This window comes from Micromonospora ureilytica (assembly GCF_015751765.1).
Lineage (GTDB): Bacteria > Actinomycetota > Actinomycetes > Mycobacteriales > Micromonosporaceae > Micromonospora > Micromonospora ureilytica.
In genome coordinates, this window is sequence record NZ_JADOTX010000001.1 from 370,181 (window position 1) to 390,309 (window position 20,129).

General features: G+C 72.7%; 15 protein-coding genes and 1 pseudogene. 10 read left to right on the forward strand and 6 right to left on the reverse strand.

Features of this window, described 5'->3' with window-relative positions:
- The first annotated feature begins 55 nt into the window (after nt 1-55).
- The 5 genes from IW248_RS01750 to IW248_RS01770 all read left to right on the forward strand — a co-directional run bounded on the left by IW248_RS01750 (nt 56) and on the right by IW248_RS01770 (nt 4,077).
- Nucleotides 56-232, forward strand: a complete 177-nt coding sequence (locus IW248_RS01750) for a hypothetical protein (RefSeq protein ID WP_196925373.1) — start codon at nt 56-58, stop codon at nt 230-232.
- A gap of 74 nt (nt 233-306) precedes the next feature.
- The gene (locus IW248_RS01755; RefSeq protein ID WP_196925374.1) at nt 307-1,074 is read left to right on the forward strand and encodes a methyltransferase domain-containing protein; all 768 of its coding nucleotides are present in this window, start codon (nt 307-309) and stop codon (nt 1,072-1,074) included.
- On the forward strand, nt 1,071-2,237 hold the full coding sequence (locus tag IW248_RS01760; RefSeq protein ID WP_196925375.1) for an alkaline phosphatase family protein: 1,167 nt from the start codon (nt 1,071-1,073) through the stop codon (nt 2,235-2,237). The genes IW248_RS01755 and IW248_RS01760 overlap by 4 nt, the downstream gene beginning before the upstream one ends.
- A 62-nt stretch (nt 2,238-2,299) precedes the next feature.
- Entirely contained in the window at nt 2,300-3,559 is a 1,260-nt protein-coding gene (locus tag IW248_RS01765) for a DNA polymerase IV (RefSeq protein ID WP_196925376.1), read from the forward strand.
- Between the two features lie 116 nt (nt 3,560-3,675).
- Nucleotides 3,676-4,077, forward strand: a complete 402-nt coding sequence (locus tag IW248_RS01770; RefSeq protein ID WP_124817678.1) for an SCO2097 family morphological protein — start codon at nt 3,676-3,678, stop codon at nt 4,075-4,077.
- 297 nt (nt 4,078-4,374) lie between these two features.
- Here IW248_RS01770 and IW248_RS01775 read toward each other — a convergent pair whose 3' ends face one another.
- The 3 genes from IW248_RS01775 to IW248_RS01785 are packed head-to-tail and all read right to left on the reverse strand — an operon-like array spanning nt 4,375 to nt 9,218.
- Complete coding sequence (locus tag IW248_RS01775) at nt 4,375-6,846, reverse strand: transglutaminase TgpA family protein (protein WP_196925377.1); 2,472 nt, start codon at nt 6,844-6,846, stop codon at nt 4,375-4,377.
- 16 nt (nt 6,847-6,862) lie between these two features.
- Entirely contained in the window at nt 6,863-8,161 is a 1,299-nt protein-coding gene (locus IW248_RS01780) for a DUF58 domain-containing protein (protein ID WP_124817674.1), read from the reverse strand.
- A 1-nt stretch (nt 8,162) separates the two neighbouring features.
- Nucleotides 8,163-9,218, reverse strand: a complete 1,056-nt coding sequence (locus IW248_RS01785; protein ID WP_124817672.1) for an AAA family ATPase — start codon at nt 9,216-9,218, stop codon at nt 8,163-8,165.
- A gap of 403 nt (nt 9,219-9,621) precedes the next feature.
- Here IW248_RS01785 and leuS point away from each other — a divergent pair, with 403 nt between their 5' ends.
- The gene (gene leuS, locus IW248_RS01790; protein WP_196925378.1) at nt 9,622-12,462 is read left to right on the forward strand and encodes a leucine--tRNA ligase; all 2,841 of its coding nucleotides are present in this window, start codon (nt 9,622-9,624) and stop codon (nt 12,460-12,462) included.
- A 105-nt stretch (nt 12,463-12,567) separates the two neighbouring features.
- Here the strand turns inward: leuS and IW248_RS01795 are convergent, their stop codons facing one another.
- Genes IW248_RS01795 through IW248_RS01805 form a run of 3 tightly spaced genes read right to left on the reverse strand, consistent with a single transcriptional unit; the run spans nt 12,568 to nt 15,204 of the window.
- Nucleotides 12,568-13,251, reverse strand: a complete 684-nt coding sequence (locus IW248_RS01795; RefSeq protein ID WP_196925379.1) for a TVP38/TMEM64 family protein — start codon at nt 13,249-13,251, stop codon at nt 12,568-12,570.
- Entirely contained in the window at nt 13,248-13,967 is a 720-nt protein-coding gene (locus tag IW248_RS01800) for a type 1 glutamine amidotransferase (RefSeq protein ID WP_196925380.1), read from the reverse strand. The genes IW248_RS01795 and IW248_RS01800 overlap by 4 nt, the downstream gene beginning before the upstream one ends.
- A complete protein-coding gene (locus tag IW248_RS01805) occupies nt 13,957-15,204 on the reverse strand; it encodes a MurT ligase domain-containing protein (protein ID WP_196929998.1) in 1,248 nt (415 codons plus the stop codon). Before IW248_RS01805 ends, IW248_RS01800 begins: the two co-directional genes overlap by 11 nt.
- Before the next feature lie 355 nt (nt 15,205-15,559).
- Between IW248_RS01805 and mraZ the strand changes: the two genes are divergently transcribed.
- From mraZ to IW248_RS01825, 4 genes and pseudogenes are all read left to right on the forward strand, one after another.
- A complete protein-coding gene (mraZ, locus tag IW248_RS01810) occupies nt 15,560-15,991 on the forward strand; it encodes a division/cell wall cluster transcriptional repressor MraZ (protein ID WP_124817664.1) in 432 nt (143 codons plus the stop codon).
- A 206-nt stretch (nt 15,992-16,197) separates the two neighbouring features.
- Nucleotides 16,198-17,302, forward strand: a pseudogene (gene rsmH / locus IW248_RS01815) (16S rRNA (cytosine(1402)-N(4))-methyltransferase RsmH).
- Entirely contained in the window at nt 17,299-17,904 is a 606-nt protein-coding gene (ftsL, locus tag IW248_RS01820; RefSeq protein WP_196925381.1) for a cell division protein FtsL, read from the forward strand. The pseudogene rsmH and the gene ftsL overlap by 4 nt, the downstream one beginning before the upstream one ends.
- A 3-nt stretch (nt 17,905-17,907) precedes the next feature.
- Entirely contained in the window at nt 17,908-20,106 is a 2,199-nt protein-coding gene (locus IW248_RS01825; protein WP_196925382.1) for a peptidoglycan D,D-transpeptidase FtsI family protein, read from the forward strand.
- Nucleotides 20,107-20,129 lie beyond the last annotated feature (23 nt).

Here is a 20,129-nt window from a genome sequence, read left to right on the forward strand (position 1 = left end):
GGGAGACTCGTTCCGAGCGGGCAGAGCGGCCCGTGATCCGTGAGGGGGAACGACAGTGACGGGAAATCACGCGTACACCGGTGGAATCGCCAACGCCCGGCGGACCCGACTGGGCACCGGCTGGGTGCCGTCGCACCTCGCCGACCCCCGCGAGTACGAGGTGACGAACGGTCCGGTGGCCAACGAGCGTCGGTCCCGGGCGGAGGACGAGGCCGAGGGCACCGAGGTCTGACCGACCGCCGCACCACGCACCGATCGGGCGTGTGGTGGCGCGCCCGCCACACGCCCGCACCGCCACTGGGCCGGGTGACTAGGCTCGGCCGGGTGGAGCAGACCCGAGGCAGGTTCGCCGAGCCGCCGCTGACACCCCGTACCGCAGTGATCTGGTCGGTGCTCCGCGCCGAGCTGGACCGGCGCGGCGATGCCGAGCTCACCGTGCTGGACGTGGGCGGCGGCACCGGCGGTTTCGCCGTTCCGCTGGCCCGCGCCGGGCATCGGGTCACCGTCGTCGACGCCAGCCCCGACGCGCTCGCCGCGCTCACCCGCCGCGCCGCCGAGGCCGGGGTGGCCGACCGGATCGCCGCCGTGCAGGGCGACGGTGACGCCCTCGCCGGGCTGGTCGAGCCGGCCGGCGTCGACCTGGTGCTCTGCCATGCCGTGCTGGAGGTGGTCGACGACCCGACGCCGGTGGTGGCCGCGCTGGCCACCGCGCTGCGCCCGGGCGGAGCGGCCAGTGTGCTGGTGGCCGGCCGGGCCGCCGCCGTGCTGGGCCGCGCGATGAACGGGCACCTGGACGTCGCGACCACCCTGGCCGCCGATCCGGCCGGCACCGCGGGACCGCGCGACATGCTGCGCCGACGTTACGACGCCGCCGGCGCCGCCGCGCTGCTCGGCGCCGCCGGGCTGGTGGTCGAGGAGATCCACGGGGTACGCGTGCTTGCCGACCTGCTGCCGGCCGCTGTCGCCGACGGGCAGCCGGCCGCCCTGGTCGAGTTGGAACGTGCGCTGGCCGGCCAACCGCCGTACCGGGATCTGGCCGCCCAACTGCACCTGTTCGCCCGCCGGCCGGCATGAGCGACTCGCCACCTGTGGCGCCGCTGGAGATCCTCGGGCCGGACCACGGCGGCGGCCGTCTCGCCGACGTGCTGCCCAGCGCGCTGGCCGTGCTGGGCGTGCCCGGTTCGCCCGATCCGCTCGGGATCGTGCCCGCGTTGGCCGGGGTACGCCGGATCGCCGTGCTGCTGGTCGACGGGCTCGGGTGGTACCAGCTGCCGACCGCCGCGCCATACGCGCCGACCCTCGCCGGGCTCGCCGCGACGGTTGCCCGGCCGCTCATCGCCGGTTTCCCGTCCACCACCCCGACCAGCCTGGTGTCGCTGGGCACCGGTGTCGCGCCGGGCGCGCACGGGGTGCTCGGCTTCACCGTGCGGGTGCCCGGCACCGATCGGGTGCTCACCCACACCGACTGGGCCGCCGATCCGTCGCCACTGCGCTGGCAGCCGGTGCCCACCCAGTTGGAACGGGCCCGCGCCGCCGGCGTGACGACGACAGTGGTGAGTCGGCCGGAGTTCGGCGGCAGCGGGTTGACACTGGCCGCCAACCGGGGTGGCGACTTCCGGGGCGCCGCCGGCGGGGACGCGGTGGCCACCGCCATGCTCGCCGCGCTGGCCGCCGGCGCCGGGCCCACACTGGTCTCCGGCTACCACGCCGACCTGGACCGGCACGGCCACCTCAGCGGCGTCGACTCGGCGCCCTGGCGGGTCGCCGCCACCGAGGTGGACGCCCTGGTCGCCCGGCTGGTCGACGGGCTGCCGTCGGACGCGGCGCTGCTGGTGACCGCCGACCACGGGCAGCTCGACATCCCCGCCGCGCACCGCTTCGACCTGGACACCGATCCGCGACTGCGGGCCGGGGTGCGGCTGGTGGCCGGCGAGGCCCGGGTGCGCTACCTGCACGTCGAGCCGGGCGCGGTCGAGGACGTGCGGGCCACCTGGTCGGAGGTGCTGGGCGCCGCAGCCCGGGTACGCACCCGCGCGGAGATGGTGGCCACCGGCTGGTTCGGGCCGGTGCCCGAGGAGCACCTGGGCCGGATCGGCGACGTGGTGGTGACCTGCAACGACACGTACGCGGTCATGGCCAGTCGCACCGAGCGGCCGATGGCGTCGAAGTTGGTGGCCTACCACGGGTCGGACACCGCCGCCGAGCTGACCGTGCCGCTGTTGGTGGTCCGGGGCTGATCCGGGGACGGTTCGGCACGCTGGCCGATGGTGGTGTCGTACCCCCGGGTTAACCTGCCGGGATGGGCCGCAGTCAGTCGTTGCCCCGGGGCGACGATCCGCGCTTCGGGCCGGACGCCGACGACTCCGCCAGCCCGATCCTGCACGTCGACATGGACGCCTTCTTCGCCGCCGTCGAGGTGCGCCGCCGCCCCGAGCTGCGCGGCCAGCCGGTGGTCGTCGGCGGCGTCGGGCCGCGCGGGGTGGTCAGCTCGGCCAGCTACGAGGCCCGCCGGTACGGCGTACGCAGCGCGATGCCGACCAGTCAGGCCCGGGCCCGCTGCCCCCACGCGGTCTACCTGCCACCGGATTTCTCCGCCTACACGGCCGCCTCCCGGGCCGTCATGCAGATCTTCCGGGACGTCACGCCGCTGGTCGAGCCGCTCTCCCTCGACGAGGCGTTCCTCGACGTGACAGGCGCCCGTCGGCTCTTCGGCTCCCCGGCCACCATCGCCCGGCTGATCCGTCGCCGGGTCGCCGACGAGCAGGCGCTGACCTGCTCGGTAGGGGTGGCGCCGACGAAGTTCGTGGCCAAGCTGGGCTCCACCCGGGCCAAGCCGGACGGCCTGCTGGTCGTGCCCCCGGGGCAGGTGCTCGACTTCCTGCACCCGCTGCCGGTGGACGCCCTGTGGGGGGTGGGGGAGCGCGCCGCCGAGGCGCTGCGCCGGCTCGGCCTGACCACAGTCGGCGACCTCGCCGAGGCGCCGGTGGGCATGCTCCGCCGAGCTGTCGGTGCCGCCTCGGCGTCGCACCTGCACGAGTTGGCCTGGGGGCGCGACCCGCGCGGGGTCAGTCCCGAGCACGTCGACAAGTCGATAGGCGCCGAGGTGACCTTCGACGTCGACGTGGCCGACCCGCTGGAGATCCGCCGTGCGTTGCTCGCGCTCAGCACGAAGGTCGGCGTCCGGTTGCGCGGCTCCGGTCAGGTCGGGCGCACCGTCTCGCTCAAGGTCCGGCTGGCCGACTTTCGCACCGTCAGCCGATCTCGCACCCTGGACGTTCCCACCGACACCGCCCGCGAGATGTTCGAAACGGTCTGGGCGCTCTACACCGCCTTGGACCCGGGTGAGCGGATCCGACTCGTCGGTGTCCGGGTGGAAGGGCTCTCCTCGGCGCAGGGTGCTCCCCGGCAACTCACCCTCGGCGCGCCCGAGCGCGGTTGGCGCGAAGCGGAAGCTGCCGCGGACGCCGCCGCTGCCCGTTTCGGGCGGTCCGTCATAGGTCCGGCCAGTCTGATGGGCGACCGTGACGCCCGTCGAAACGAAAATCCACCCCGCCCATAGGTCGTCCCGCTTTCCGACGCGCGACCCCCCTCGTAGACTTGCGGGTAAGCAGCCGGTTGGCTGCCACGGTCTGTCGGCCCGAGTGGGCCCGACCAACGTGACCGGGGAGGAGTGCCGTGCCGCTCTCGGAGCACGAGCAGCGGCTGTTCGAGCAGATCGAGCGGTCGCTTGCCGAGGACCCCAAATTCGCCTCGGCCGTGCGCGCCAGCGATCCGCGCTTCCATGCGCGGCGTCGCCTGCTCGTCGCCGCCGGCGTCATCATCGCTGGCTTGGCTCTACTGGTCTATGGCGCGGTGATCAAGACTCCACCGCTGGCGGTGGCGGGCTTTGTCGTCATGCTGGCGTCGGCCGCGTTCGCGGTGCAGTCGCACCGGCGGGCGCAGTCACCCGACCTGCACGTGGTGGGCGGCACGACGAGTCGTCGTCGTCCCCGCGGCGGTGGCCGATCCGGTCGCCGGTCGTCAATCCTGGACCGCATGGAGGACAGGTGGCGGCAGCGCCCGGAGGGGCACCGCTGAGCCGGTCCCGCCGCTGAGGCGGGCCGTACGCCGCGACGAGCGGTCGCCGGGCACCAGCCCCGGCGACCCCTGTCGTATCCGCGCGCCCTTCTCCGCCGCGCCCCCTCCCGCATGATCGTGCTCGATCCTGGAAGTAGTGGCATCGCGCGCGAGGCGAAGGGCCTCTTTCCTGGATCGAGCACGACCTTGGGTGGCCCGCCCGGTAGTCGCTGAGCCGCCGCGCCCCCGGTCGCATCCGCGCAGGACGACGTCGACCCGACGAACCCAACCCCACCCCGGCGCCGGGGTGGGGTTCGGTCAGCGAGCGGCCCGGTCGGCCAGCAGCCGTCGAGGGTTCCACCGCAGCAGCCGGTACCGGGTCCGCCCGGTGAGCGCCACCATGAGGCCGGACCTGTCCGCCAGGCTGGTACGCCAGCGCAGCAGCACCGAGGGCGGCAGGACGGCGGCGAGCAGCCGGGTCCGTCGATCCGCCCGCGTGGCGAGTGCCCCACGGACGGCGCGTAGCGCCGGCAGCAACCGCTCACCGGTCAGCGGATCCCGCGCGTAGCGGGCCCGCTCCTCCGCCCGGCCGAGCAGCCGCGCCGACCCGATCGCGTCGTCGTCGTCGAGGGTGTCCCGGACCAGCCGGTCCGCTGTCGCCCTGGGCGTCTCGGTCGGATCGACCGGGACCCGGAAGTCCACGAGCGTGTCGAGCAGCTCCGCCCAGGCGGCGTGCGCGTCCGCGCGGGCCCGGCTGGCGTCCACGCCGACCACCACCTGTCGCGCCCCCGGCTCGCTGTCGCCGTCGACCCTGGCGGAGGTCATCGCCCCGCTCACCACGCGGCCACCCCGTCGACGGCGCAGGGCCATCCGGCGCAGAGCGGGCACCGCGAGCAGCGCCAGCAGGGCCACCAGGCCCGCCACCCACCAGGGCCAGACCGGTGGCTGCTCGTTCGGCGTCGTCCCACCGAGAGCAAGCCCGTCGTCGGTGTCCCGGTCGGCGTTGTCCGGGCTGGTCGGCCCGGCCGAGGCGCCCGGGTCCGACGGGGTGTCCGTGACGCCGGTGCCCGGGGTGGACGGCTCCGGCGCGTCAGTGTCCGGTGCCCAGGCCGACCGGGTGGAGCCGGGCACCCCGTACGCCGGGGTGGCGTCGAACGGCACCCAACCGGCCCCGTCGAAGTAGACCTCGGTCCAGGCGTGCAGGTTGAGGTTGGTCAACGTGAAGGTGTCACCGTCGCGCTTGCTGCCGTTGGTGAACCCGAACGCCACCCGGGCCGGGATGCCAGCCGCGCGGACCAGCCAGGCCATCGCGGCGGCGTACTGCTGGCAGTAGCCGACCTTGTTCGTCAGAAAGTTGACGATGTCCTGACCGCTGCTGCCGCTCTCGGTGCTCAACCGGTAGCTGAACCCGTTGTCCGCCGAGAAGTGCTGGTAGATCGCCAACACCCGGTCGTAGTCCGTGCGCTTGCCCTGGACCAACCCCTTGACCAAGTCCTCCACCTCGGGCACCGCCCCGGGAGTGGCGGTCATCTGTCGGCGTACCGGATGGTCGGTCGGCAGTGGTTGCGCGCCCCGCAGCGAGGTGGGCGTGAAGGTCGAGCGGACGTAGTCGAAGGAGTACTTCCGCCCCCGGGAGTTCTCCCGGTTGGAGAAGACGACCTGCTGGTTGGTGTCGTAGAGCCAGTTGTCGCTGAGGTTGTCGGTGCGGGTCGGCTCGGCGTACACCGGCATCAGCGACATGTTCAGGTTCTTGGTGACCTCGACGGTCGCCTGGTAGGTGGTCTGCTTCACGCCCTGGCCGGCGCGGTCGGCCGGATCCGGGAGGTCCCGGTTGACCGACCGGCCGCTGGGGTTGCGCGCCTGGAAACCATTGGGGCGCAGCTCGTCGGCGACCGCGTAACGCAGGTAGAACGGGCTCTGCTCGGACGTCTTCACCTTGACCAGGTCGGCTACCTGGGACTGGTTGAGCTGGCCGGCGAGCGAGGCGAACAGGTCGATCCGACCCGACGTACCGCCCGAGCCGGCCCCGTTGCCGTTGCCGTTGCCCGGCGCTCGGCTGAGCGAGTCGAGCAGCCCGCCGGTCATGCCGGGCACCGCCAGCGGCAGCACCACCGCCAGGGCCACCCCGACCGCCGCGAGCCGGCGGCCGGCGGACGCCAGCGGTGAGGACTCCCACACGTCGACGTCGCGGCCGTCACCTGTGAAACGGCGCCCGAAGCGGCGTACCCGGTCGACGTTGTCGGTGACCAGCAGCCAGAGGTAACCGGCGGCGCCCACCACGAACGGCGCCGCGGGGACGCTGTCCACGTAGACGGCGACCGGCACCGAGTAGATGGCGAGCATCGGCAGCCCCGCCAGCGCGGGCCGGCGCAGCCCCACGGCCAGGACGTCCACCAGTACGGCGACCCCGCCGACGCCGAGCACGGCGATGAACAGCAGCGGGTCCGTGTCCGGGACCTCGACCCCGTACGAGCGCATGTCCTGCATGGAGCCGGCGAGCAGATCGCCGAAGTACGCGAACGTGCCCGGGGTGGGCAGGATCGCGAGCAACTCCTCACCGCTGGGGAACAGCCAGGTCAGGGCGAGCATCAGGCCGGCCAGCATGCCCAGCACCTGACCCCACAGCGGTGCTCGGGCGAGGCGGGTCAACGCGGCGACCCCGGCCACCACGGCGACCGCGATGATGGACTCGATCAACCACGTCCAGCCCTGGAAGATGGCCGACAGCGGCGCGGCGGCCAGCAGCGTGGCAGCGGCCGCCACCACGCCGATGTTCCGACTGCTGATCATGAGGGGAGCCTTCCGTTCATCGCACACCACCGGCGACCGTCTCGGCCAGCGCGGCCCGCAGGGCGAACCCCTGGGCACCCCGGCCGACCTGCGGCCACAGCGTCGGCAGCCGGCCGCCGTGGTCGACGCCGACCACCCGCCAGCCGCTCTGCAGCATGGCGAGGACGGCGGCGGCGTGGGCGTGCTCCGCCTCGGCCCGGGCCTTCTCCGGCAGGCTGAGCCAGGTGGAGCTGTTCAGGAGGAAGCCGACGCAGGTGGCGCCGTTGCCTCGCAGCCCGGCCAGCAGCTCCGCCTCGGCCACGCTCACCGTGCCGAACAGGCCGATGATCAGACCGCCGTCGGCGCGTTGGCGGACCCGCTGCACGAGGCCGGTGAGTTCGGCGCGCTGATCCAGTCGTACCTCCGCGAGGTGGTCGAGCAGCGCGCCGTCCCCGCCGGCCTCCGAGGCGTCCACATCCGCCCCCGAGCCGGTGACCAGGCGCAACTTGTAACCGGCCTGCCGCAGGTGGACGGCGATGCTCGCGGCGGCCGAGACCGACCACTCGAAACTGGCCGTCGGCCCCTCGCCGCGGTGCCCGTACGCCCGGGTGTCCAGGACGACAGTGGCCCGGCTCTCCCACGGTTGTTCCTCGCGGCGCACCATCAGCTCGCCGGTGCGGGCCGTGGACTTCCAGTGCACCCGGCGCAGGTCGTCGCCGCGCCGGTACTCCCGGGTCGCCGCGTCGTCCTCGCCGTGCACCGCCACCGAGCGGGCCCGGCTGTCGCCGCTGCCCGCGTACTCCCCGGGAAGCCGGACCGACGGCAGCGGGGTGACCTGCGGGATGACCGTCAGGTGGTCGGTGCTGGGGAAGGAGCGGGTGAGCTCGCAGAGACCGAACGGGTCGGTCATCCGGACGACCAGCGGGCCCACGTCGTAGCGGCCCCGCACGTCGGCCCGCACGGTGTACGCCACGGAGCTGGCCTGGTGGGCGCCGAGCCGCTCCAACACCACCCGGGGCCGGCTGCCCAGCGCGTAGGGCAGCCGGTCCTCCAGGAGCAGGGTGCCGGTCGGCAGCCGGGAGAGGTTCTGCAGGCGCAGCACCACCCGGGAGTTGGCGCCCACCGGAACCCGGTGCGGGTCCAGCGAACGGTTGCAGGCCAGCTTGTAGCGGCTCCGCCCGACGTAGGCGGCGGCCAGCAACGGCAGGATGGCCAACAGGACGGCCACCCGGAGCAGGTCCTTCTCGCCGAGGATGCCGGCCGAGATCGCCGCCGCGACCGCGGCGGCGAGGAAGGACCGCCCGCGGGTGGTCAGCCCGCGTAGCCCGGCACGCACGTCATGGCCTCCGCGGCTCGTAGGGTGCGCGACCGTTGCCGGTGGCGGGGGGCCGGGTGTCGTACGGGTTGCGCTGCCGATCGTGGGGCAGCGGCAGGCGGTGCACCAGCTCGGAGACGATCGCGTCGGTGGTGCGCCGGGCGAGCTGCGCGTCGGCGGTCGGGATGATCCGGTGGGCGAGCACCGGCACCGCCAGGGCCTGCAGGTCGTCGGGGAGGACGTAGTCGCGCCCCTCCAGGGCGGCGACCGCCCGGGCGGTGCGCAGCAGTTGCAGGGTCGCCCGGGGGGACGCGCCGAGCCGCAGGTCGGGGGCCTCACGGGTGGCGGTGACCAGGTCGATCGCGTACTGCTTGACCGCGTCGGCGACGTGCACCTGCCGGACGGTGGCGATCAGCTGCCGGACGATGGCCGCGTCGGAGACCGCGCGCAGCTCGTTCAGCGGGTCGGTGGCGCCGTGCCCGTCGAGCATGGCCAGCTCGGCGTGGGAGTCCGGGTAACCCATCGCGATGCGGGCGGTGAACCGGTCGCGCTGCGCCTCCGGCAGCGGGTAGGTCCCCTCCATCTCGATCGGGTTCTGGGTGGCGATCACCATGAACGGGGTCTGGAGCTGGTACGTCACCCCGTCGACGGTGACCTGCCGCTCCTCCATGCACTCCAGCAACGCCGACTGGGTCTTCGGCGAGGCCCGGTTGATCTCGTCGCCGACCACCAGGTTGGCGAACACGGCACCGGGGCGGAACTCGAAGTCGTGCGTCTCCTGGTTGTAGACGCTGACCCCGGTGACGTCGCTGGGCAGCAGGTCGGGGGTGAACTGGATGCGCCGCACGGTGCAGTCGATGGACCGCGCGAGGGCCTTGGCCAGCTTGGTCTTGCCGACACCCGGGACGTCTTCGATCAGGAGGTGACCCTCGGCGAGCAGGACGGCCAGGGCGAGCCGCACGGTGGCGGTCTTACCCTCGATGACCTGCTCGATGTTGGCCACGATGGCCTCGCTGGCGGCGCGGAACTCGTCGTGCGGCAACAGGCCGCCCACCTCGTCCCAGGTCTGTTGTGTCACGGGCCTCCTCCTCGTCGCCGTCACGGCAGCTCTCTAGAGAGCACCTGGACCCGCCGTTGGGTTCGCGACGTCGAGCCTCGTTTGCCGCAGGAATCTCACTGGTCTCTCAGGCTAACCATGTTTGTCGTTATCGCCGACCCCCGCAGGTAGTCCGTCGGTTACGCACCGATATTCGCCAGCTCGGGGGAACGGGGTTCGCCCGACGCGGGGGCCGGCAGGACGATCCGTGGGCAAGGTACACTGCGGGGCATGGCCGGAGTCTTCCTGCTTCTTACCGGGCCGTGCTGATGCGCTGAACGCAGCGACAGCACGGCGGCCCCTCCTGCGCGAGGGGCTTTTTTGTGCCCGCCGCCGGCCCGGCCCGGTGGTGCCGAGACGAAGCGAAGCGAAGCGAGGAGAGACGATGAGTGAGGCAGCCGCACCGGCGGGCGACATTCCCCCGTTCCGGTACACCGCGGCCCTGGCCGACGAGATCGAGATTCGTTGGCAGGACACCTGGGCGCGCGAGGGCACCTTCCACGCACCGAACCCGACCGGCCCGCTGGCCGACCCGACCCACCCCCGCGCCGGCGCGGAGAAGCTGTACGTGCTGGACATGTTCCCGTACCCCTCCGGGGCGGGCCTGCACGTCGGCCACCCGCTGGGCTACATCGGCACCGACTGCTACGCCCGCTACCAGCGGATGGCCGGCCGCAACGTGCTGCACGCGATGGGCTTCGACGCGTTCGGCCTGCCCGCCGAGCAGTACGCGGTGCAGACCGGCACCCACCCCCGGACCACCACTGTCGCGAACATCGAGCGGTACAAGGCGCAGCTGCGGCGCCTGGGGCTGGCCCACGACGAGCGCCGCTCGGTGGCCACCATCGACACCGACTTCTACCGCTGGACCCAGTGGATCTTCCTGCAGATCTTCAACTCCTGGTACGACCGCGACGCCGGCCGGGCCCGTCCTATCGCCGAGCTGATCGCCGAGTTCGAGGGCGGTAACCGGTCCACCCCGGACGGCCGCGCCTGGGCCGAGCTGAGCGTCGCCGAGCGCCGCCAGGTCGTCGACGACCACCGCCTGGCGTACGTCTCGCAGGCGCCGGTCAACTGGTGCCCGGGGCTGGGCACCGTGCTGGCCAACGAGGAGGTCACCGCCGACGGCCGCTCCGACCGGGGCAACTTCCCGGTCTTCAAGCGCAACCTGAAGCAGTGGAAGATGCGGATCACCGCGTACGGTGACCGGCTGCTGGACGACCTGGACAGCCTGGACTGGCCCGAGCCGATCAAGCTGATGCAGCGCAACTGGATCGGCCGCTCCACGGGCGCCCACATCGACTTCCCGACCAGCGCGGCGCCGGTGCGGGTGTTCACGACCCGCCCGGACACCGTCTTCGGCGCCACCTACATGGTGCTGGCGCCCGAGCACGAGCTGGTCGACACGCTGGCGCCGGGAACCTGGCCGAACGGCACGAGGGACGCCTGGACCGGCGGGCACGCCAGCCCCCGGGAGGCCGTCGAGGCGTACCGCAAGGCGGCGGCCGCCAAGACCGACGTCGAGCGGCAGTCCGACACCAAGGAGAAGACCGGCGTCTTCATCGGCGCGTACGCCACCAACCCGGTCACCGGCGGGCAGATCCCGATCTTCATCGCGGACTACGTGCTGGCCGGCTACGGCACCGGCGCGATCATGGCGGTGCCGGCGCAGGACGAGCGGGACTGGGCGTTCGCCGAGGTCTTCGAGCTGCCCATCGTCCGTACCGTGCAGCCGGCGGAGGGCTTCGACGGCAAGGCGTACACCGGGGACGGTCCGGCGATCAACAGCGCCGCGCCCGAGCGCGGCCTGGACCTGAACGGCCTGGGGGTCGCCGACGCCAAGGCGGCGATCATCGCCTGGCTGGAGGCGAACGGGCACGGCACCGGCGCGGTGACCTACCGGCTGCGCGACTGGCTGTTCTCCCGGCAGCGGTACTGGGGCGAGCCGTTCCCGATCGTCTACGACGAGACCGGCGCGGCCATCGCCCTGCCGGAGGAGATGCTGCCTGTCGAGCTGCCGGAGGTGGACGACTTCTCCCCGAAGACGTTCGACGCCGACGACGCCAACAGCAACCCGGAGACCCCGCTGTCGCGGCGGCACGACTGGGTCGAGGTCGAACTGGACCTGGGTGACGGGCCGAAGCGCTACACCCGGGAAACCAACGTGATGCCGCAGTGGGCGGGCTCCTGCTGGTACGAGCTGCGCTACCTGGACCCGACCAACAGTGAGCGGTTCGTCGACGCGGAGAACGAGCGGTACTGGATGGGCCCGCGCGCCGAGGGTGACTGCGGGGGCACCGACCTGTACGTCGGTGGCGCCGAGCACGCCGTGCTGCACCTGCTGTACGCGCGGTTCTGGCACAAGGTGCTGTTCGACCTGGGGCACGTGTCGTCGTTCGAGCCGTTCCGCAAGTTGTTCAACCAGGGCATGATCCAGGCGTACGCGTACACCGACTCGCGCGGCAGCTACGTGCAGGCCGAGGAGGTCTTCGAGCGCGACGGCGCCTACTACGTGGGCGATCTGGCGGTCAACCGCGAGTACGGCAAGATGGGCAAGTCGCTGAAGAACGTGGTGACCCCCGACGACATGTGCGCCGCCTACGGCGCGGACACCTTCCGGGTGTACGAGATGTCGATGGGCCCGCTGGAGGTGTCCCGACCCTGGGAGACCCGGGCGGTGGTCGGTTCGTACCGGTTCCTGCAGCGGGTGTGGCGGGTCGTCGTCGACGAGCAGACCGGCGACCTGCGGGTCACCGAGGACCCGGCCGACGAGGCGACCCGCCGGCTGCTGCACAAGGTGATCGACGGGGTCCGTGGCGACATGGACGACATCCGGTTCAACACCGCGATCGCCAAGCTGATCGAGCTGACCAACGGGCTGACCCGCCTGTCGGCCACGCCTCGCGAGGTGGCCGAGCCGCTGGTGCTGATGGTGGCGCCATTCGCCCCGCACCTGGCCGAGGAGCTGTGGCGCAAGCTGGGCCACGACACCTCGCTGACGTACGCGGACTTCCCGACCGCCGATCCGGCGCTGCTGGTGGCCGACACGGTGACCTACCCGGTGCAGGTCAACGGCAAGGTCCGTGGCCGCATCGAGGTCCCCGCCGACGCCTCCGAGGAGGCCGTTCGCGCGGCCGCCCTGGACGCGGTGGCGGCGACCCTGAACGGCAAGGAACCCCGCAAGGTCATCGTGGTCAAGGGCCGGATGGTCTCGGTCGTCGCCTGACCCCGCCCTCCAACCCCCGCGATCTTGCACTTTCTGTCGTCGACTTACCCCCTTCGAGGGGAATGTCGGTGCAGAAAGTGCAAGATCGCGGGGTGGGTCGTCGGGTTAGACGGGCATGGTGCGGCGGCGGCGTTCGGCGCGCCACCACTTGTGGACGAGGACCAGGCTGGCGATCAGGCCCAGGCTGGCCGGGGCGGCGGCGTACCAGTTGACGTGGCCGGGGGAGCTGACCGCCGCGCCGATCGCCGCGTACCCGAAGGCGGTCGGCGCGGACGCGATCACGCTGCCGGCCAGGAACGGCAGCACCCGTGCGCCGGTCGTGCCGTAGCCGTAGCTGACCAGCCCGAAGCCGGCGATCGGCAGCAGCCGGACGGTGACCACACCGAGCACGCTCTGCCGGGCGAACCAGCCGTCGAGGCGGGCCAGGCGACCGCGAACCCGTTCGGCCACGAACTCCCGACCGAGCAACCGGCCGACAGTGAACCCGATCGCCGCGGCCACCAGCGCGGCGCCCAGGGCGTACGCGGCACCCTCCACGGGACCGAAGATCGCGCCCGCGGCAAGCGTGATGAAGGTCCGGGGCACCAGCGCGACAAGCAGCAGCGCGCCCCCGAGGATCGCCGCCACCGGGGCGAGGTCGCCCAGCCGGTCGGCGACCAGCGGCAGCTGCGCCGGGTCCGGCCGGGGCACCAGGAGCAGCAGTAGCCCGCACCCGCCGATCAGCAGCACGAGCAGGGCGAACCGCGCGGCCGACGGCTGCCGGAGCAGCCGCCGGACGGCACGGATCATGCCCGGGCGGCGGCCACCGCGGAGCGGCGCTCGTTGCGGAGCCGGTCCGACCAGGTGTCGTCCAACGGCGGGAGCTGGTGTGCCCCGGTGGCCCAGCGCAGCAGCAGGTCGGCCAGGGCCGGGTTGCGAGCCAGCGCCGGCCCGTGCGAGTAGGTGCCCAACAGCTTGCCGCGCCACGCGCCCTCGGTGGCGCCGTCGTTGCCCACCCCGGCGGTGACCCGGGCCAGCGGGGAGACCTCCGGGCCGAGGTGGGTGCGGCCGCCGTGGTTCTCGAAGCCGGTCAGCGGCGGCAGGCCCAGCCGAGGGTCGATCTCACCGGCCAGCTCGCCCACGGCCCGGCTCTCGCCCCGGTCGGACTGCAGGTCGAGCAACTCCAGCCCGCGGCACTGCACGCCCTTGGCGAAGAACGAGGTGCCGAGCAGTTGGTAGCCGGCGCAGACGCCGAACACGACCGAGCCCTGGGCGACCGCGCGGTGCAGGCCGCCGTCGGCGAGCAGCCGCTGGGCGCCGAGCGCCTGCGGGCCGTCCTCGCCACCGCCGACCAGGTAGATGTCGGCGGTCGCGGGCAGCCGCTGGTCGGAGCGGACCTCCAGCACCTCGACAGGCATCCCGCGTTGACGGGCCCGGCGGGCGAGGATCAGGGCGTTGCCCCGGTCTCCGTAGGTGGAGAGCAGGTCGGGGTAGATCCAGACGATGCGCAGACTCTCAGATGACACGGTCCAACTCCGCTCGGATGTCCTGGAACGCGGTGTAGTTCGCGATGACCTCCAGCCGCCCGGGCGGGACCGACCGGAGCGCGTCGTCGAACGTGCGGACGTGCTGGAACGGGACGTCGTTGACGTCCAGCCGGACAGCCAGGTCGTACGCCCGGTCGCCGGTGATCAACACCTGTCGGCCGCGGAGCGGGGCGAAGTCGACGTCGTACAGCCAGGAGGTGTCCAGACCGTCGGGGTCGCGCGCGTTGATGGAGAGCAGGGTCGGCGCGTCGTCGGCCATGTCGAACGCCTCCAGCCAACTGGCCGGGTTCTTGGCCAGCAGCAGCCGGATGTTGCGCCCGTCCTTGTCGACCTGCGCGTAGCGGCCGGCCACCGAGGTGACGATGCCGAGGCGGGACACCGCGTCGACCGGGCGGACGCCGAACTCGGCGGCCACCGCCAGCGCGGTCGCCGCGTTGCCGAGGTTGACCTTGCCGGGCAGTTGGAGGGAGACCTTGTGCCAGGCGCCGGTGGGGTCGAGCACGCCCTCGTCCTCGACGACCCAGTGCGGCTCCGGTCGGCGCAGCGGGCAGCCGGTGCACCACCACTGCTCGCCGGAGCGCTGGATCGTGGAGCCGCACTCCGGGCAGACCCAGGAGTCGTCGTGCCAGCGTTGGCCGGCACTGAACCACGTCACGTGCGGTGGCTTGATGCCCCGGGCGGGGTCGCCCGGCGGTGTGGCGGCCCACACCACCAGCGGGTCGTCGGCGTTGGCCACCACCCGTACGTCGGTGTGCCGGACCAGCGCCGCGCGCCAGAGCTGCGCCATCATGGCGACCTCCTTGGCGCGGTCGAGCTGGTCGCGGGAGAGGTTCAGCAGTGCGACCACGTGTGGCTCGGTCGCCTCCAGCACCTGGGCGAGGTAGTGCTCGTCGACCTCCAGCACCGCGTACGGGGTGCTGCCGGCCTTGGCCAGCGCCGAGGTGTGCCCGCTGGGCATGTTGGCGCCGAACGAGTTGGTGGCGACCCGGCCGAGCACGCCGACCGCGGCGGAGGTCAACCGGGTGGTGGTGGTCTTGCCGTTGGTGCCGGAGACGAGCGCGATCGCGCGCCCGGCCGACAGGTGGGCCAGCAGGTCCGGGTCGATCTTCAGGCCGATCCATCCGCCGATCACCGAACCGTCGCCACGGCCGGCGGCCCGGGAGAGCGCCGCGGCGGTCCGTGACACGGAGCTGGCCACCTTGGCCCGTAGGGGCATTTTCGCGTCCGTCACGCGAGCGAGGTTACCGGACCGCCGGCCCCACCAGATCGCCGCCGACTGTGAACCGTTCGGCCGTGGTGGCTGCGCGGGCGGCCGGGTCGGTGTCACCCGGACGGAGTCGATCTATGTCGGAAAGCGGACCACGCCGAGGGGCGGTCGGAGCCCTCCACTCCGCTCCACCCCTTGTGACGTGCGGTTTTGTCGCCGGGTCAGCCGCGCCACGCGGGCGAATTTGGTTGCGGGTGGAGGGAAGTGGAGTAGAGTGGGGACCAATGGTGAGGCCGGGAGGGCTCACCGGCCCGGGGGGTCAGCGGCGCCGCGAACGCCGCTCAGGGGCGAGGGGGTTGGGCCGATGTTTCTCGGCACCCACACTCCGCGCCTGGACGAAAAGGGCCGGTTGATCCTTCCGGCCAAGTTTCGGGATGAGCTGGCGGGGGGTGTCGTGGTCACCAAAGGGCAGGAGCGCTGCCTCTACGTCTTCCCGACCCCTGAGTTCCAGCGGATCGCGGAGCAGTTGCGCGCACAGCCGATGACACACAAGGCGGCCCGGGCCTACAGCCGGGTCTTCTTCGCCAGCGCGCACGACGAGGTTCCGGACAAGCAGGGTCGGGTGACCATTCCGGCCCACCTGCGGGCCTATGCAGCGCTCGACCGCGAGTTGGTGGTGATCGGCGCGAGCACGCGGGTGGAGATCTGGGACAAGGTCGCCTGGGAGACCTACCTCGCCGACAGCGAAGACGACTTCGCCGACATCGAGGAGGGGGTGCTGCCCGGCGGTCTGTAGGGCGGTAACGGCGCCCGACGTACTGCGAGATCTCCAGCCGCTTTCGAGTTCCTGGCATCACTTCCCCGGTGCCAGGCGCACGATCCAGTCATTGGGCGACGGTCCGGTGTCAGGCGGGAGCGGATGGGGATCTGGCGGTACGACGGCAGCGCCGTCCGACGACAGGCGCACGAGAAGAACGGACGTTTCAACCAGTGGGGGTCAACATGGGGGAGTTGCGCGGCACGCACGTGCCGGTGCTGCTCGAGCGGTGCCTCGAGCTGCTGGCCCCCGCGCTGGGTCGAGGCGGCCGGACGGTCTACGTCGACGCGACGCTCGGTCTGGCCGGGCACGCGGAGGCGGTGCTTGAGGCGCATCCGGAGACGGTCCTGATCGGGCTCGACCGGGACACCGAGGCGCTCGCCCACGCGCGGGTCCGACTGGCCCGGTTCGCCGATCGGGTGCACCTGGAGCACGCCGTCTACGACGAGTTGCCGGACGTGCTGGACCGGCTGGGCTATCCGGCCATCGACGGCATCCTGTTCGACCTGGGTGTCTCGTCGTTGCAGCTGGACGCGCCCGACCGCGGGTTCGCGTACGCCCAGGACGCGCCGCTGGACATGCGGATGGACCAGACCCGGGGGGTGACCGCCGAAGAGGTGGTCAACACGTACGGGCATCCGGACCTGGCCCGGGTGCTGCGGGTCTACGGCGAGGAGAAGTTCGCCGGTCGGATCGCCTCGGCGATCATCCGGCAGCGGGAGCGGGCCCGGATCACCTCGTCCGCGCTCCTGGCGGAGTTGGTTCGGGACTCGATCCCGGCACCAGCCCGACGAACGGGTGGGCACCCGGCAAAGAGAACGTTTCAGGCTTTACGGATCGAGGTAAACAGAGAGCTGGCAGCGCTGGAGACAGCGTTGCCATCGGCACTCGACGCACTGACCGTGGGCGGTCGCATGGTGGTCCTGTCCTACCACTCGCTGGAGGACAGGCTCACCAAGGCGGCCCTCACGGACCGGGTCCGCAGTAAGGGCCCGATCGACCTCCCGGTCGAGCTTCCCGGGTCCGGTCCGACGTTCCGGCTGCTCAGCCGGGGCGCCGAACTGCCGGGGGAGGCGGAGGTCGCCGTGAACCCGCGGGCCGCCTCGGTGCGGCTGCGGGCCGCGGAGCGACTCGACCCGAACGCGACAGAGCAGGGGCGGACCGACCGCGAACGGTCTCGCCGACGGGTGAAGGGAATGCACCAACCGGGCACCGGGTCCGCCTGATCCGTGGGGGGTCAGGGGCACCGGGGACGGCAGAGGGACGGATGTTGAGGGGGAGGGGACATGAGCATTGACAAGCGCGACCGCCGGGACGTCACCGGCGGCGGGCAGCGCGCACCGCGGTCGGGGGGCCGGACCGCGGCGGAGCGGGCTCCGCGCCTCGGGAACGGTACGCCACGCATCGATCGAGTGAAGCAGCAGGGGGAGACTCGCGCCCGGGGGGCGCGCGAGTTCCCGACCCAGGGCACCGCCGCGCTGCGGCCGGTGGAGAAGGCGGCCAGCGCCACCAGCGCGCGCCCGCCGCGGCTGCGGGTGGCGCCGCCGCCGCCGATCTCGGTGCCGCGTGCGCCGTTCGCGGCGCTGATCGTGGTGCTGGTGGTCGGTGGGGTGCTGGGCATCCTGGCGGTCAACACCAAGATCAATGAGAACGCGTTCCGGCTGGAGCGGTTGCAGCAGCAGCAGGCTCGACTGGACCTGGAGAAGCAGCAACTGGACAAGCAGATCGCCGACGCCGAGGCGCCGGGCAACCTGACCGCCAACGCGAAGCGGCTGGGCCTGGTCGACGCTGGCGAGCCGGGCTACATCCGGCTGCCGGACGGCAAGACCATCGGTGTGCCGCAGCCGGCGGACGGCCAGCCGTCGGTGACCAGCCAGGGTGCGGGAGGCTGACCGGTGCCACCAAGGTCGGACGAGCCGCGCCGGGACCCTACGGGGTCCCGGCGCGGTTCTGCACGTGATGCCGGGCCCGCCGACGGCGAGCCGCGCACCGGTGAGCCCGGCATCGGGGGCATCTCCGGCGCCCGGGCGTACACCCCGAGGGGTCGGACCGTCCGCGAGGAGCGCGGCACGCCGGCGCGTGGTCAGGGCGCCGAGCAGCGGCGTACGCCGCGCAGCACCCGGTCCGGTGACCCGTTCCGGCCGGCGTTGCAGGTGCTCGACGGTGGCCGGGCCGCCGCCAGGGTCGGCCGGCGTGATGCGCCGGCCGCCGGACGCGGTCAGGTGGTGCGCACCGTCACGCCGCGTACCCCCCGTGGCCCGGGTGGGGACGAGCCGCCGCCGCGTCGCCGGGCCACGCCGGGCGGACCGCGTCGCGCCGACCGCCCGGCGGCCCGGCGGCCGTCCCGCAAGCCGCGACGTCCGCCGAAGCTTGCCGACTCGCGGCTGCGGCTGCGGCTGGGCACCGTGCTCGCCCTGACGCTCTTCGCCACCATCGGGATCCGGCTGATCTTCCTCCAGACCGTCGACGCCCCGGCGTACGCCGGGGGCGGCGTCACCGACCGCCTCCGCACGGTCGAGCTGCCGGCGCCGCGCGGCGCGATCTACGACAGCATCGGCGCGCCGCTGGCCCGCAGTGTCGAGGCCCGGTACGTGTACGCCGACCCGACCGAGGTGGAGGCCCCGGCCGACGTCGCCAAGGCGCTCTCCCCGCTGCTCGGCATCGCGGCCTCGAAGCTCGTGGAGTTGATGAAGCCCCGCAAGCTGGAGGACGGCAAGATGTCCCGGTTCGTGTACCTGGCGCGGGGAGTGGAGATCTCGACCGCCAAGCGGGTTCAGGCGCTGGAACTGCCCGGCATCGGGGTGCACCGCGACGAGCGCCGTGAGGTGCCCGGCGGTGACCTGGCGGCCAACCTGATCGGCTTCACCAGCCAGGACATGGTCGGGCTGGAAGGGCTGGAGGCCCGCTACGACGACGTGCTCGCCGGTCAGGACGGCAAGCGGGTGTACGAGGCCGGCCTCGGCGCACCGATTCCGGGCGGTTACAGCCGGACCACGCTCGCCAAGCCGGGTAGTTCGCTCGCCCTCACCATCAACCGCGACCTGCAGTTCCGGACGCAGCAGATCCTCAGCGCCGGCATGGCCCAGGTGCCGGGGGGCACCGGTGCGGCAGTGGTCATGGAGATCCCCTCCGGCGCGGTGCTGGCGCAGGCCAGCAACCCCACCTACAACGCGGCGAAGCCGACGCCCAGCGACCCGGTCGCCCGGGAGGACGCCGCGACCAGCTTTGTGGTCGACCCCGGCTCGGTGCACAAGGCGATCACCTACGGCGCGGCGTTGCAGGAGGGCGTGATCACCCCCGACACCACGCTGCCCATCGCCAACAGCATCAAGATGGGCGACACCTGGTTCCACGACACGCACCCGGCCAACGGCAAGCGGATGAGCGTGCCGGGGATGCTCGCCTTCTCGTCCAACGTCGGCACCATCACGATCGCCGACAAGCTCGGCCGGGACCGGCTGATCGACTACCAGAAGCGGTTCGGGCTGGGTAAGCCCACCGGCGAGGGGATGCCCGGGGAGGCCAGCGGCCGACTGCTGCCGGCCGACGAGTGGAGCGGCTCGTCGTACGGGTCGGTGCCGATCGGGCACAGCGTCGACGCCACACCGCTGCAGATGGCCGCCGCGTACGCCGCCATCGCCAACAACGGCACGTACGTGCAGCCGCACCTGGTCAAGGAGGTGATCGGCCCGGACGGCAAGCGCACCCCCGCGCCGGCCCCGGTGACCCGGTCGGTGCTCAGCCCGCAGAACGCGGCGGCCCTGCGCACCATGCTGGAGGCGGTCACCACCGTCGACGGCGCCACCGGCGTCACCGCCGCGGTCCCCAGCTACCGGGTCGCCGGCAAGACCGGCACCGGGTGGCGGCTGGTGAACGGCAAGAAGCAGCCCGGCGAGGTGTCCTCCTTCATCGGGATGGCTCCCGCCGAGAACCCCCGCTACGTGATCGCCGTCTTCGTGTACGCGCCCAACGGCGGGGGCGCGGCGATCGCCAATCCGGCGTTCCGCGACATGATGCAGTTCACTCTGCGTCACTATCGGGTGCCACCGTCCACCGGTGGATCCGCGCCCAAGTTCGTGGTCTATCCGCGCTGAGCAGCGATGGCGGGACATCATCG

Excerpts from the sequence above, each read along its gene's own strand:
- IW248_RS01760 (WP_196925375.1), top strand. The coding sequence starts at position 1,071 with ATGAGCGACTCGCCACCTGTGGCGCCGCTGGAGATCCTCGGGCCGGAC.
- IW248_RS01765 (WP_196925376.1), top strand. The coding sequence starts at position 2,300 with ATGGGCCGCAGTCAGTCGTTGCCCCGGGGCGACGATCCGCGCTTCGGG.
- IW248_RS01775 (WP_196925377.1), bottom strand. The coding sequence starts at position 6,846 with ATGATCAGCAGTCGGAACATCGGCGTGGTGGCGGCCGCTGCCACGCTG.
- leuS (WP_196925378.1), top strand. The coding sequence starts at position 9,622 with ATGAGTGAGGCAGCCGCACCGGCGGGCGACATTCCCCCGTTCCGGTAC.
- IW248_RS01795 (WP_196925379.1), bottom strand. The coding sequence starts at position 13,251 with ATGATCCGTGCCGTCCGGCGGCTGCTCCGGCAGCCGTCGGCCGCGCGG.
- IW248_RS01805 (WP_196929998.1), bottom strand. The coding sequence starts at position 15,204 with ATGCCCCTACGGGCCAAGGTGGCCAGCTCCGTGTCACGGACCGCCGCG.
- mraZ (WP_124817664.1), top strand. The coding sequence starts at position 15,560 with ATGTTTCTCGGCACCCACACTCCGCGCCTGGACGAAAAGGGCCGGTTG.
- ftsL (WP_196925381.1), top strand. The coding sequence starts at position 17,299 with ATGAGCATTGACAAGCGCGACCGCCGGGACGTCACCGGCGGCGGGCAG.